Here is a 14,110-nt window from a genome sequence, read left to right as displayed (position 1 = left end):
TTGACAGAGCTTCATGTCAGATACGGTCCGACGAATCGGAGACCTCATGACGAAAGTGCTCGCGCCCTCCCCACCCGGCCTGACCGCGGTACCCGGGGACGCCGGACTGCCCTACGTCGGGTACGCCCTCGACTACATGCGCAATCCGCTGAAGGCCTACGACCGGCGATACCGCGAACACGGCGAGGTGTCCTGGTTCCGGTTCGCGGGCCGGCCCTGGGTGGTGCTGCTCGGACCCGACGCCTGTGGCGCCGCGCTGCAGAACCGCGACCGGGCACTCGCGAACGGCCCGGGCTGGCGGACCCTCATCGGCCCGTTCTTCGACCGCGGCCTGATGCTGCTCGACGGCGACGAGCACCGCACGCACCGACGGATCATGCAGCAGGCCTTCACCCGGGACCGCCTGGCCCGCTACACGGACTCGATGCAGCCCGCGATCGCGCAGGCCCTCGACTCGTGGGCACCGAGCGAGGACTTCCGCGCCTACCCGGCACTGAAAGAACTCACCCTCGGGCTCGCCACATCGATCTTCATGGGCGGCGCCGAGGGATCGTCGGCCACCGAGATGGCCGAGGTGAACAAGGCGTTCATCGGGTGCGTACAGGCGGCCACGGCGATCGTGCGCTATCCCCTGCCCGGAACCCGCTGGCGCCGTGGCGTGGTGGGCCGCCGCCGGCTCGAGGAGTTCTTCCGGCGTTACCTGCCGGCCCGTCGCGCCGGCGACGGCGACGACTTGTTCACCGCGCTGTGTCACGTGGAATCCGAAGACGGCGAGCGATTCTCGGACGAGGACGTCGTCAACCACATGATCTTCCTGATGATGGCCGCGCACGACACCTCGACCATCACGCTGTCCACCGTGCTGCAGTACCTCGGCCAGTTCCCCGAGTGGCAGCAACTGTGCCGGGAGGAGTCGGAGGCGCTCGGTACGACGACCCCGACCCTGGCGGACCTCGAATCGCTCACGAGCCTGGACCTGGTGATCAAGGAGTGCCAGCGGCTCGTGACGCCGGTGCCGGGCATCGTCCGGTACACCACCGCCGACACCGACATCCTGGGCCACTTCGTGCCGCGCGGCACCCTGATCAACGTCGGGCTGCACTACAGCCACCATATGCCCGAGTTGTGGCCGGAACCGGAGAAGTTCGATCCCGGTCGCTTCGCACCGGAACGCCGCGAGGATCGCGTGCACAAGTTCGCGTGGACGCCGTTCGGCGCCGGAGAGCACCGCTGCCTGGGCATGTACTTCTCCGGCGCCGAGATCAAGACGGTGCTGCACCACCTGCTGCTCGGGTACCGGTGGCACGTTCCGTCCGATTACGTTGCGCCGCTGAACTTCACGTCACTTCCGTACCCGTCGGACGGGCAACCGATCGCGCTGCGCCGCCTCCGGTGACTCAGACGCGGCCCTTGACCATCCCGTGCCAGTACATGGCCGGCAGGCCGTAGCGCTTGAGCAGCCACATGTCGCGGCGATCCTTGGTGGTGTCGATGACCGGGATGCTCGGGGACGGGTTGAGGTCGTAGTCGAACTCCGCGAGCATCATCTTGTCCCGGGCGGTGACGAACGGGCAGGACGAGTACCCGTCGTAGCTCTTGCGCTTGCCGACGCCACGCATCTCGGCAACCAGGTTGGCGACGAGGACGGGCGCCTGCTTGCGGACCGCCGCGCCGGTCTTCGACGTCGGCAGGTCCGCGACGTCACCGAGCGCGAACACGTTGGGATACCGGCGGTGCTGAAGCGTGTGCTCGTCGACCTCGACGTAGCCGAAGGGGCTCGCCGGGTTGGCGAGCGGGCTCGCCGCGACCCAACCGGGCGCGCGCTGCGGGGGCACGGCGTGGAGCATGTCGAACCCGACGACCTCCTCGGTGCCGGTGGCGCTGTTCACGATCGTCGCCTTGCGCGACGATCCGTCGAGCGCGGTCATCTCCGAGCTCAGTCGCACCTCGATGCCGTACTTCGCGGCGACCCCCTCGAGGGTCTGCCGCCAGGACGGGATGCCGAACATCGAGTCGCCGGGCAGGACGAGCATGACGCGGATCCCGTCCAGCAGGCCCTGCCGCCGCCAGTAGTCGGAGGCGATGTAGGCGATCTTCTGCGGCGCGCCGGCACACTTGATGGGGCCGGCGGGCTGGGTGAAGATCGCCGTGCCGGAGCGCATGTTCCGGATCAGCTCCCACGTGTAGGGGGCGTACTGCGAGGAGTAGTTGCTCGAGACGGCACCGTGCCCGACGGCCTCGGCGAGGCCCGGCACCCCGTCCCAGTCGAGTTGCAGGCCGGTGGCCAGCACAAGGTAGTCGTAGCCGACGACGGTCCCGCGGTCGGTCGTGACGGTCTGCGCGTCGGGGTCGACGGCGGTCGCGGCGGCCCGGATCCACCGGACGCCCTTGGGGATCAGCTTCTCCTCGGCTCGGCGGGTCTCGTCCAGCGAGGCCTGTCCTCCGCCGACGAGGGTCCACAGGGGCTGGTACCAGTGCTCGTCGGAGGGCTCGATCACCGCGATGTCGGTGACGCCGGCCCGGCGCAGGCGCGCAGCGGTCGCGATTCCGGCCGTGCCACCTCCGACGACGAGTACTCGATGTCGCGCGGCACCGTTGCCTGAATGGAGCGACATGTGAACAGTCCTTTCCGTCCGTGACGCAGGCGCGGACGCGGGCTGGGCCTCCACGCCCCTTGATACCCGGTGGGGTATTCAACGACGACTGTAGACCCGCACTCGGGACTCTTCAAGTACCCCTCCGGGTATTTCCGCCCGGCGAAGGTCCTCGCTTCCCGGGACCTTCGTCCCTGCCGGGGGCAGGACGTCGTCGAGCTGCGCGACGGCGGCGAGCCGGACACGACCGCGATGACGCGCCGTTACTCCGTGGCCGCGCTGACGACGTCGTCCTCGGACAGGAGCACCTCGGCCGCCGCCGGCCCGAGCGGCACGAAACTGTCGCGGCTGGTGACCCGCGAGATCCGGCCGCGGTAGCCCGCGTCCACCAGTGCGGTGACCACCGCTTCCGACACCCCGCCGCTGCGCCGTGTCTCGTCCACCACCAGCACGCGCGGGAAGGACTGCGCACACGCCAGCAGTTCGGCCAGCGGCAGCGGCGCCAGCCACCGCAGGTCCAGCACGGCGGCCTCCACGCCGCGCGCCGACAGCCGACGGGCCGCGCGCAGGCTCATCCGGACGCCGTTGCCGAACGTCACGATGAGCACGTCGTCGCCCGTACCGTACATCCGCACCGAGCCCGGCTGTACCGCAACGGAATCGGGCGGCTCCTGCCACAGTCCGTCGCCCTCGTCGTACAGGTCGCGCTCGTGGTAGAGCGCGATCGGCTCGAGATACACGCACACCCGGCCCTCGCTGCGCGCGAGGTGCACGCAGCTGCGCAGCAGTGCCCCGGCCACCGACGGGCGGCTCGGCACCGCGAGCACCAGACCGGGAATGTCGCGCAGCACCGCGACGGAGTTGTCGTTGTGGAAGTGCCCACCGAACCCGCGCTGGTAGGCGAGGCCGGCGATGCGCACCACCATCGGGTTGCGGAAGCGGCCGTCGGAGAAGAACATCAGGCTCGCCGCCTCTCCTCGCAACTGGTCCTCGGCGTTGTGCAGGTAGGCCAGGTATTGGATCTCCGGAATCGGCAGCAGTCCCGCCACCGCGAAACCCAGTGCCGTACCGAGGATCGTCTGCTCGTCGAGGATCGTGTCGAAGACGCGGTGCGGCCCGAAGCGGCGGAGCAGACCACGCGTGAGCCCGTACACCCCGCCCTTGTCTGCGACGTCCTCACCGAACACGAACGACTCCGGTATCGCCTCGAGAATCCCGGTGAGCGCGTCGTTCACCGCTCGAGCGAGCGTGCGGGGCTCCGACGACGGGGGCTCCGGCTCGTCCGGGACCCGCCGGCGACCGTGCGCGTGCAGCGGCCGCATCACCTCGGCGGCCGACACCAGCCGCGGGGCGGTCGCGAGCGCCTCCGCCTCGGCGGCAACGACGGAACGCATCCCCTCGTATCGTTCGAGAATCCCTGCGGGGGAAAGTACTCCGCCGTCGACCAGGGTACGTGCGGTGGCCAGCAACGGATCCCGGACATAGTCGGCGGCGATCTCCTCGCGGGTGCGGTACGCGGCCTCGGCGTCGGAGCCGGCGTGGCCGAGGAACCGCACCGTCTTCAGGTGCAGCACGGCCGGTGCGCGGGAGGTCCGTACGGCGACGAGCAGGTCCGCGACGGCGGTGAGCACGCCGACCGGGTCCGCGCCGTCGGCCGCGCGGTAGCTCACCCCCGGATACGACGAGAGGGTGCGTTCCACCCAGCCCTCCGGCGTCCGGACGCTGATGCCGAGCCCGTTGTCCTCGCACACGAACAGCAGCGGCAGCGGCAGCCCCCGGTACGCGCAGTAGGCGGCCGCGTTGAGCGCACCGACCGCGGTGGAATGGTTCGCCGAGGCGTCCCCGAAGCTGCACAGCACCACCGAGTCCGCGGGCCACGGGCACTGCAGGCCGAGCCGGGACCCGCGGGCGAGGGCGAACGCCGTCCCCACCGCGCGCGGCAGGTGGGAGGCGATCGTCGAGGTCTGCGGGAGAATGTTCAACTCCGCGTTGCCGAATACCTTGTGCCGGCCGCCGGAGATCGGGTCCAGCGTCGAGGCGGTGCAGCCGGCGAGCACGTCCCGCACCGGCGTCGTGCCCGGCACCCGGGCCGCCCGTGCGGCGTAGAAGGCCCCCGACCGGTAGTGCAGCAGTGCCGGATCGGTGACCCGGGACAGCAGGCCCAGGGCGGCATTCGCCTCGTGCCCGGCCGAGCCGATGGTGTAGAACCCGGCACCCCGCCGCTGCATCTCACGGGCTGCGAAGTCGAGGTGACGGGACTGCAGTTGAGCGTCGAAACAGCGCAGCACCAGCTCGTCCGGTATCCGTCCGGCCACGGCACGGCCGGCGCTCCAGCCGCGGACGGTGGCGGTGAAGTACTCGTCGAGCGGCTCGGCCGTCATCGCGCTTCCCCACACCCTCGCAGGTCCTGCCCAATACTGTGTACCGGCACAGTACCGCCCGGTCCCGGTCGGCGCGGGCCGTCGCGCCCGGCCGCACCTGCAGGTCGGGGGCCGAAACGGAAGGAACACCGAGATGTCCACCCGCCTCACCGACGGGGAACTCGTCGACCGGTACCTGCACGCCGTCCTCGTCCACCTGCCGCGGTCCCGGCGCGACGACGTGGGCGCCGAACTGCGCCGGCGCATCGACGACGCCGCCGACGACCGCGACGTGCGCGAGGTGCTCGCCGGCCTCGGCTCCCCGGCGGATCTCGCCCGCACCTACCGGGGCGCCCCGCGGCACCTGATCGGTCCCCGGCTCTACGCCACCTATCTGCGGGTGCTGTGGCCCGTCGTCGGGGTGGTGGCGGCGGTGCTCGGCGGACTGACCCTGCTCGGCGCCCTGACCGAGGCCACCGATCCCGCGGCCGCGCCCCTCGACACCGCCGACGTCGTGTGGGACGCGGTCGACGCGGCCCTGACCGGCGGTGTGTACGCCGCGTTCTGGGTGACCGTCGTCTTCGCGGTGCTCGAGCGCACCGCGCCCGCCGGCACGGACCTCGGCCGGTGGGATCCCGACGACCTGCCGGCGGTGCCGCACGGGCGGGAGATCCCCGTCGGCGAGGCGGTTGCGGAACTGGTGTTCGCGGTGGTCGTCCTGATCGGGGTGGCCGGCCTGTCCCCGTCGCTCGCGCCGTCGTTCTTCGGTGCCGGGTACGAGGCCCTCGATCCCAGCTTCACCGACCGGCTGGTGCCGGCGATGGTGGCCGTCGCGGCGCTGTGGGTGGTCGCGGCGAGCGTGGCGCTGGTCGTGCGCAGTTGGACGACGGTCGTCACCGCGCTGTCGGTGGTCTCCGATCTGCTCGCCGTCGCGGTGGCCACGGCCGTGCTCGTGCACCGGCCGTACTTCTCGCCGCAGTTCCTTTCCGACCTGCGCGAGCGCGCGGGCTCCGACCTGACGGCTCAGCTGAACCTGGCCGTCGGCATCGTGTGCATCGTGGTGATCGTCGCCTCGGCGGTCGGGGTGGTGACGGCGGTCCGCAAGCATCTCGCGCACCGCCGCGCCTGAGGCCCGGCGGTCAGCAGGTGGCCAGGACGCCGGCCATCGCGTCCTTCTCGTCCGGCGTGATCCACAGCCCGTACTCCGCCTTCACCTCGATCTGCCGGGAGACGTAGGTGCAGCGGTACTCCGAGTTCGGGGGCAGCCACTGCGCCGCGTCCTTGTCGCCCTTGCCCTGGTTCGTGGGTCCGTCGACGGCCTGCAGGTTCCGGGGATCGTTCGCGAGGTTCTTGCGGGCCTGCGCGTCGAGCAGCCGCGCGCCCTTCTGCCACGCGTCCGACAGGGCGACGACGTGATCGATCTGCACCGCCGACGACGTGTCGACACCGCGCCGGAAGTAGATCTCCCGCCCCGTGTACGGGTCGTACAGGGTCCCCGCCTCGACGGTGCACTCCTTCGTCACCGGCGCCAGCTTGATGTTCACGAGATCCCGCTTCAGGACGTCGTTGCGCGTGTCGCAGCCGTTGCGCCCACCCGCGACGGTCACGTCGTCGGTCCACGCCGGCCCGAACAGGGCGCGGTCGTAACCGCCGGACGGGTCCGGTTCCCGCACGGCGAGGCTCTTCAGCAGTTCGACCGCCTCGGCGGCGGCGGCCGACGACGGGGCCGGGACGGGCGCCGACGCGGACCCGCCGGGACCCGCCTCGTCGCCGCCGTACGTCTGCTGGAGGACGACGAAGGCGACGAAGGCGAGCACGTAGGCGAGCAACCACAACCAGCGACGACGACCGGTCGAGTTCGCCGCGGCCACTACTGTGCGAGCGGCGGCATCTTCACGACCTGCCCCGCGTAGGACAGGCCGGCGCCGAAGGCGAGCAGCAGGGCGAGCCCGCCCGGCTGGACCTGACCGGTGCGCAGCATCTTCTCCATCGCGAGGGGGATGGAGGCGGCGGAGGTGTTGCCCGTCTCGATGATGTCGTCGGCGACGGCGACCGTCTCCGGCAGGTCGAGCTGGCGGACGATGACGTCGTTGATGCGCAGGTTGGCCTGGTGCGGGACGAACGCGTCGAGGGCGGCGAGTTCGACGCCGGCCTTGTCGGCGATCTGCCGGGCGATCTTGCCCATCTCGAAGGCCGCCCAGCGGAACACCGCGGTGCCCTCCATGATGATCCAGGGCCGCTTCTGATCGGGGTTGTTCGCGAAGTTCACCCAGTCGGGCTCCTGGCGGATGGCGTCGGCCTGCGAGCCGTCCGATCCCCACACCGTGGGGCCGATGCCCACCTCGTCGGACGGGCCGACGACCACCGCGCCGGCGCCGTCGCCGAAGATGAACCGCACCGAGCGATCGGTGGGCTCAGTGGTGTCGCTCATCCGCTCGACGCCGATGACGAGCGCGTAGTCCTCGGTACCCGCGCGCACCAGGTCGGAAGCGACGCCGAGGGCATAGCAGAACCCGGCGCAGCCGGCGGAGATGTCGAGGGCGGCGGCGCCGCCGGTGCCGAGGGTGTCGGCGACCAGCGCAGCGGACTGCGGGGTCTGGTACGGGTAGGTCGAGGTCGCCACGATGACGGCGCCGAGCCGGTCGCCGGTGATGCCGGCGGCCTCGAGCGCCTTGCGGCCCGCGGAGATCGCCATGTCGAGGACGGTCTCGCCGGTGTCCTCCGCGAATCGCCGTTCCTTGATGCCGGAACGGGACTGGATCCACTCGTCGCTCGAGTCGATCTGCTGACAGATCTCGTGGTTGGTCACGACCCGCTCGGGGCGGTGCACGCCCAGCCCGAGCAGTGCGGTGTTCCGCAACGGGGCGGGACCGGCGATCTGTGCACCCATCAGGCGAACTCCTCTTCTTCGTGCACCGGCGGTCAGTGCATCGCGTTCCTGACACGGTAACGCGCGCGCGAATCGTAGCGGAGCCGACCCGTCGGCCACGGCTCTTGGGCACGGGCCGCCGGGACACGCCGACGGGCGCGGGACCACGCGTGGCTGTTGGCACCTCCTGTTACCGTCTGTGGCCGTGCACACACGTAATGGGGGTTACCGACGTGCTTCCGTCCGCCTCGGAGTCATTGTGCTGACCTGTGCCGCCGTGACGATGGTTCCGTTTGCGAGTACCGGTGCAGCGAACCCGAACGCGATCAATCCGATCCCGGGGCTCAACGGGGTCAACGGCCTGCCGGAGTTGCGCGGCCGCACCCAGGTGGTGGCGCAGCAGACCGGGATGCTCAGCACCAATCGCACGCAGGACATGAACGTGCTCGGCACCGACCTCGGCGTCATGTGGGACAACGGCCGCGGCCAGGTGCTGACCGCGTTCGGCGACACGGCGGGCCTCGGGCTGCCCAACCTTCTCTCGGGCAGCATCTGGGCCTGGCGCAGCAGCTCGCTGTTCCGCAGCTCGGACCGCAACCTCACGGACGGGATGACGTTCGACAGCGCGGCCCGTGACTTCTTCGGTCAGGCGAAGGAACTCGTGCCGAGCCCGAAGATCCCGTTCGTGGAGATCAGCCGGATCCCCACCGCGGGGATCGCCGTCGGCGACACCCAGTTCCTGAGCCTGATGTCGGTGAAGAACTGGGGGCAGGCCGGCTCGTGGGAGACCAACTTCTCGGGGCTGGCCTTCTCCCACGACAACGGGGAGAACTGGACGGTGGCGCCGCAGACCGAGCGGCCGAACGTCGGCGGGAACCGGAACTTCCAGATGGGCGCCTTCGTCCGGCACGGCGGGTTCGTCTACCAGTACGGAACGCCGCCCGGTCGCGGCGGCCTGGTGCACCTGGCGCGCGTACCGGAACCGCAGATGCTCGATCTCGCGGCGTACGAGTACTGGGACGGCGGCGCGTGGGTGCGCGACGTGAACGCGGCCCGCCCGGTGATGGCGGGCGGCGCGGCCGAGCTGTCGGTGCAGTGGAACGACTACCTCGGGCAGTTCGTGCTGCTGACCACCGACGGCCACAACTCCGTGGTGCTCCGCCGCGCCCCGTCGCCCACCGGCCCGTGGAGCGCGCCGGAGGTCGTCGTCGACACCCGGGAGCTGCCCACGGCCTACGGCGCGTACATCCACCCGTGGTCGTCGGGTCCGGACCTGTACTTCCTCACGACCGTGCACCAGAACTACAACGTGCTGCTGCTGCGCACCACGCTCCACCCCTGACCGGCGCGGCGTCCGGGCTACCGTGCGTCCATGGACGCACAGGAGTGGGATGCGCGGTATGCGGAGAGCGAGACGGTGTGGGGATCGCCGCCGAACCCGGTGGTCGTCGAGTTCGCGACGTCGCTGCCGCACGGCCGGGCACTGGATCTGGGGTGCGGCGAGGGCCGGCACTCGCTCTGGCTGGCCACGCGCGGCTGGGAGGTGACCGGCGTCGACTTCTCCCGGGTGGCGGTGGACAAGGCACGGGCGATCGCGGCGCAGGCGCCGAGGCGGGTGCGCGAGCGCCTGACGTACGCGTGCGCCGACGTGACCGGCGTCACTTTCGACGCCGAATATGATCTCGTTCTCTCCGCCTATCTCCATTTCCCTCCGCCACAGCGACGAGCATTGATCGACAATGCGATCGCGGCCCTGAAACCTGATGGAATCCTCATATTTCTGGGGCACGATTCGACCAATCCCACCGCAGGCGTCGGCGGTCCGCGCGATCCTGAGATCCTCTACACGCCAACAGATCTCGTCGAGGAAATGCGTGATCGTCTGGATATCCGGACCGCCGAGCGGAGAATGCGAGAAACGGACGCAGGAATGGCGATCGACGCGTTGGTCGTGGCACGCAAACCAACCCTTGGCAGTTAGTTGCCCGGCGGGTAACATAGACGGATGTTACCGACGAGTAATAACTTGGGCGGTACTCGAACACTGCTTGACCGCACCATCTCACTGGGAGTAGCGCAGACATGGGCCATTACAAGAGCAACCTCCGGGATCTGGAGTTCAACCTCTTCGAGGTGCTGAAGATTCAGACGCTCCTCGAGGCCGGAAAGTTCGGTGACCTCGACGAGGAGACCTCTCGTGGCATCCTGGCCGAGGTGAAGACCCTCACCGAGGGCCCCGCGGCGGAGTCGTTCGCCGAAACCGACCGCACCCCGCCGGTCTTCGATCCCGAGACCCACTCGGTCTCGCTGCCCGAAGGCTTCAAGAAGGCGTTCAACTCCTGGTACGAGGCCGGCTACTGGTCCATGGGCCTCGAGGAGGAGATCGGCGGAACGCCGGCACCGCGCGCCCTGAGCTGGGCCGTCAACGAGATGATGCTCGGCGCCCAGCCGGCCGCCTTCATGTACGCCGCCGGTCCGTCCTTCGCCGGCGTGCTCCACGCCAACGGCACCGACGAGCAGAAGAAGTGGGCCGCGACCATCGTCGAACGCGGCTGGGGCGCCACCATGGTGCTGACCGAGCCCGACGCCGGATCCGACGTCGGCGCCGGCCGCACCAAGGCGATCAAGCAGGACGACGGCTCCTGGCACATCGAGGGCGTCAAGCGGTTCATCACCTCCGCCGACTCCGACGATCTGTTCGAGAACATCTTCCACCTCGTCCTCGCCCGCCCCGAAGGCGCCGGCCCCGGTACCAAGGGCCTGTCGCTGTTCTTCGTCCCGAAGTTCCACTTCGACTTCGAGACGAACGAGATGGGCGAGCGCAACGGCGTGTTCGTCACCAACGTCGAGCACAAGATGGGCCTGAAGGCGTCCGCCACCTGTGAGGTCACCTTCGGCGGCCACGGCGTGCCTGCCCAGGGCTGGCTCGTCGGCGAGGTCCACGACGGCATCGCCCAGATGTTCGACGTCATCGAGCACGCCCGCATGATGGTGGGCACCAAGGCCATCGCAACCCTCTCCACCGGCTACCTCAACGCCCTGGCCTACGCCAAGGAACGCGTCCAGGGCGCCGACCTGACCCAGATGACCGACAAGACCGCGCCCCGGGTCACCATCACCCACCATCCGGACGTGCGGCGCGCCCTGGCCATGCAGAAGGCCTACGCCGAGGGCCTGCGCGCGGTCTACCTCTACACCGCCGCCCACCAGGACGACGTCGTCGCCGAGCAGGTCTCCGGCGCCGACCACGAACTGGCGCACCGCGTCAACGACCTGCTGCTGCCCATCGTCAAGGGCGTCGGCTCCGAGCGCGCCTACCAGTACCTGACCGACTCGCTGCAGACCCTCGGTGGCTCCGGCTTCCTGCAGGACTACCCGATCGAGCAGTACATCCGCGACGCGAAGATCGACTCCCTCTACGAGGGCACCACCGCCATCCAGGCGCAGGACTTCTTCTTCCGCAAGATCGCCCGCGACCGCGGCGTCGCCCTCGCCCACGTCGCCGGCCAGATCCAGAAGTTCCTCGCCTCCGATCGCGCCGACGAGCGCCTCAAGCCCGAGCGGGCCCTGCTCGCCACGGCACTCGAGGACGTCCAGGCCATGACCGCCACCCTGACCGGCTACCTCATGGGCGCCCAGGAACAGCCCACCGAGCTGTACAAGGTGGGTCTGGGCTCGGTGCGGTTCCTGCTCGCCTTCGGTGACCTGCTCATCGGCTGGCGCCTGCTCGAGCAGGCCGAGATCGCCCTCGCGGCCCTCGACGCCGGCCCGGATGTCAAGGACAAGGCGTTCTACGAAGGCAAGGTCGCCATCGCCGGCTTCTTCGCCAAGAACGTCCTGCCCGAGCTGACCGCCGTGCGCGGCATCGTCGCCAACGTCGACCTCGACATCATGGAGCTCGACGAAGCGGCCTTCTGAGCCGTGGCAGGTGGCCGTGGCAGGTGAGCGAATGTATCGTCCGCTACCGCTGACGAGCTGAACGATACATTCGCTCGGTCCCGGACCGGACCCCCACACGAACGACTGTGCCCTCCCGTTTCGCAACGGGAGGGCACAGTCGTGTGCAGGCGGGTTCCGCCGCTACGGCGTGTCGGTCTGCGAGGTTCCCGCCGGGGCCGCGGCGGGCGCATCCCCGGATTCGTCCGGGGCGCTCGGCGCGGGCTGCGGGGTCGTCGTCACGGCCGGACGCGCGCCGGCGGGTTCCTCCGCGCCACCGCCGGGCGTCTCCGCCTCCCCGGCCGCCGGCGGCGTCGGCGCGGCCGGTGCCGCCTCCGGCGCGGGCTCCGGCTCCGCGCTGACGCAGCGCACCACGGGCACCGGGTCGTAGCGGACCGTGCGGGTGGTACGCGAGATCTGCCGGCCGGTGGCCGCGTCGGTGATGATGCGGGTATCGCTCACGGTGAAGCCCTGCGCGCCGCTCGACGGGATGCACCCCGGCCCGGCCGGCAGCGTGATCGTGTTCGGCGCCGTGAAGTTGGTGCGGGGACCGGTCACGGATTCGACGTCCACGGTCTTGGTGCCCCAGATCCGCACCGTGATGTCCGACGACGTGCCGATCGTCTGGATCAGCACCCCGGTGTCGAACGGATTGCGGAACTTCACGTCGATCGCGCCCTCGAAGACCGTGGCCTCCCGGGCCGCCGGGTACCGCGAGATGTAGTAGCTGTGCTCGGTGTGCTCGACGTCCTCCATGCCCGCGAAGTACGTCGCGTTGTACAGGGTGGTCGCGAGCTGGCTGATGCCGCCGCCCACCGCCTTGGACGGCCGCCCGTTGTTGATGATGCCGGACTCGACGTACCCCTGTGCCGAGCCGCGCGGGCCGGTGTAGCCGTTGAGCGAGAACGTCTCCCCCGGCTCGACCAGCGCACCGTTGATCTCCGAGGCCGCGAGGCGGATGTTCACGCCCGAGGCGTACTCGAAGCCCCCGGTGGTGAACTCGCCGATCACCTCACGGATGCCCAGCTTCTCGGCGGCCTCCGTGGTCAGCTCGGGATCGGCCGGCTTGTACACGGCGTCGGTCACCCGCTCGCCCGGCGCGGCCAGCAGCTGCGGCAGCGATTCGAGGCTGACCGCCCAGTCGACGAGCTCGCCGTCGACCGACGGGATCACCGTCGGGCCGCCGCCCTCGATCACGATCCGGGCGTCCTTCGGCTCCACCTCGGTCGGGGCCAGTTGCGGCCGGAGGATCTCGGTCGCGGCCTCGATCCCGTACTGCGGGGTCAGTCCCCCGTTGCCGTCGGGCACGAAGGTCAGCACGGCGCCGACACGGTCGCTGGGCAGGGTGGCGACAACCCCGTCCCGACCGCGCACCGTCACGTCGGCTGCGACGGCGGGGTCCGCGACGTCTCGCAGCGCGCGTTCGAGTCCCTCGGGCGTGACCGACACCTCGACCGTCTCGACGGGGAACGCGACGTCGCCGAACGCCCAGCGCTCGGCGAACAGGTCTGCGGAGGCCTCCGCATCGAGGGTCTGCCCGGGTAGCGGCGGCACGGGCACCGGGGTGGCCCCGTCGAACACGAGGTTGCCCTCCCGTGGCGGGCGGTCGGCGACCGCGCGGACGCCGCCGATCGCCGCCGCCAGCGCGGCGTCGTCGCGCGTCGACACGACGCCGATCTCGTTGCCGCCGCCGAAGAACGACGTCACGCGGGTGATCGGATCGAGCGGCTGCGATCCGATGCGGTCGAGGGTGTGCTCCCAGTCGACGTCCAGACCCGCCTGTGCCGGCACGATCTGTGCGCTCACGTCGCCCGCCGTGACGGTCACGGGCTCCTCGACGCGCGGCCCGAGTTCGGTCCGCAGGATCTGTTCCGCCTCCGGGACCGACCGTCCGCCGATCTCGATGCCGGCGACGGTGACGCCGCGCGGCACGTTGCCCGACGAGACGGCGAGGTCGCCGACGTAGAGGGCGGCGAGCACGGCGGCTGCCCCGCCGGTGATCAGTGCGATGCGACGCCAGGGCGGACCGTCGTCGCGTCCGGGTCCGGCCGGTGCCGGCTCGGCCGGTGGCGGTCCGGGCGGTGGTGGCTCGGCCGGGGGCGGTCCGGCCGGGGTGCCGGACTCGGGGGGTGCGGTCGCCGGCCGAGGGGCCGCTTCCGGCTCGGCGGCCGGCTCCCGGGAGGCGCCCTCCGACAGGGTGGGGATGACCTCGGTCTCGACGTCGGCGTCGGTGCGGCCGGACGCCGGCTCGACGACGGGCAGCACGGCCGTGGGCGCCTCCCAGGGCGGCACGTCGGCGTCCGCCGGCGGTTCCGGCTCGGCGTCCGGGGCCTGCTCGGGCGCGCCGGCCG

The 14,110-nt window shown here is 70.6% G+C and carries 10 protein-coding genes; 5 read left to right on the top strand and 5 right to left on the bottom strand.

Annotated elements, in window-relative coordinates; all coding sequences use genetic code 11:
• Positions 1–46: 46 nt before the first annotated feature.
• Positions 47–1,396 carry a cytochrome P450 gene (locus G6038_RS10905; RefSeq protein ID WP_165037673.1) on the top strand — a complete coding sequence of 450 codons (1,350 nt, stop codon included), beginning with the start codon at positions 47–49 and terminating at the stop codon, positions 1,394–1,396.
• A gap of 1 nt (position 1,397) precedes the next feature.
• On the opposite strand, the gene G6038_RS10900 is transcribed toward G6038_RS10905, so the two are convergent.
• Together G6038_RS10900 and G6038_RS10895 are read right to left on the bottom strand one after the other, a co-directional pair.
• A complete protein-coding gene (locus tag G6038_RS10900; RefSeq protein ID WP_165037672.1) occupies positions 1,398–2,615 on the bottom strand; it encodes an FAD/NAD(P)-binding oxidoreductase in 1,218 nt (405 codons plus the stop codon).
• 242 nt (positions 2,616–2,857) lie between these two features.
• Entirely contained in the window at positions 2,858–4,975 is a 2,118-nt protein-coding gene (locus tag G6038_RS10895; protein WP_206024557.1) for a thiamine pyrophosphate-dependent enzyme, read from the bottom strand.
• 133 nt (positions 4,976–5,108) lie between these two features.
• On the opposite strand from G6038_RS10895, the gene G6038_RS10890 reads away from it, so the two are divergent.
• On the top strand, positions 5,109–6,083 hold the full coding sequence (locus tag G6038_RS10890) for a hypothetical protein (RefSeq protein ID WP_165037670.1): 975 nt from the start codon (positions 5,109–5,111) through the stop codon (positions 6,081–6,083).
• 10 nt (positions 6,084–6,093) lie between these two features.
• Here G6038_RS10890 and G6038_RS10885 read toward each other — a convergent pair whose 3' ends face one another.
• Together G6038_RS10885 and G6038_RS10880 are read right to left on the bottom strand one after the other, a co-directional pair.
• Complete coding sequence (locus tag G6038_RS10885; protein WP_165037669.1) at positions 6,094–6,825, bottom strand: HNH endonuclease family protein; 732 nt, start codon at positions 6,823–6,825, stop codon at positions 6,094–6,096.
• Complete coding sequence (locus tag G6038_RS10880; RefSeq protein ID WP_165037668.1) at positions 6,825–7,844, bottom strand: beta-ketoacyl-ACP synthase III; 1,020 nt, start codon at positions 7,842–7,844, stop codon at positions 6,825–6,827. Before G6038_RS10880 ends, G6038_RS10885 begins: the two co-directional genes overlap by 1 nt.
• 262 nt (positions 7,845–8,106) lie before the next feature.
• Here G6038_RS10880 and G6038_RS10875 point away from each other — a divergent pair, with 262 nt between their 5' ends.
• The 3 genes from G6038_RS10875 (at position 8,107) to G6038_RS10865 (ending at position 11,741) form a co-directional block, all read left to right on the top strand.
• Entirely contained in the window at positions 8,107–9,165 is a 1,059-nt protein-coding gene (locus G6038_RS10875) for a DUF4185 domain-containing protein (RefSeq protein ID WP_206024568.1), read from the top strand.
• 30 nt (positions 9,166–9,195) lie between these two features.
• Complete coding sequence (locus tag G6038_RS10870; protein WP_165037666.1) at positions 9,196–9,804, top strand: class I SAM-dependent methyltransferase; 609 nt, start codon at positions 9,196–9,198, stop codon at positions 9,802–9,804.
• Positions 9,805–9,905: 101 nt separating this feature from the next.
• On the top strand, positions 9,906–11,741 hold the full coding sequence (locus G6038_RS10865) for an acyl-CoA dehydrogenase (protein WP_165037665.1): 1,836 nt from the start codon (positions 9,906–9,908) through the stop codon (positions 11,739–11,741).
• Between the two features lie 162 nt (positions 11,742–11,903).
• Here the strand turns inward: G6038_RS10865 and G6038_RS10860 are convergent.
• On the bottom strand, positions 11,904–14,110 hold a 2,207-nt coding region (locus G6038_RS10860; RefSeq protein WP_240918425.1), incomplete at its 5' end, for a VanW family protein.

Origin of the sequence: Rhodococcus sp. 14C212 (assembly GCF_011058195.1) — a bacterium.
Taxonomy (GTDB): domain Bacteria; phylum Actinomycetota; class Actinomycetes; order Mycobacteriales; family Mycobacteriaceae; genus Rhodococcus; species Rhodococcus aetherivorans.
The sequence above is the reverse complement of the archived record's forward strand: the minus strand, read 5'-3'. Positions and strand labels throughout refer to the sequence as shown.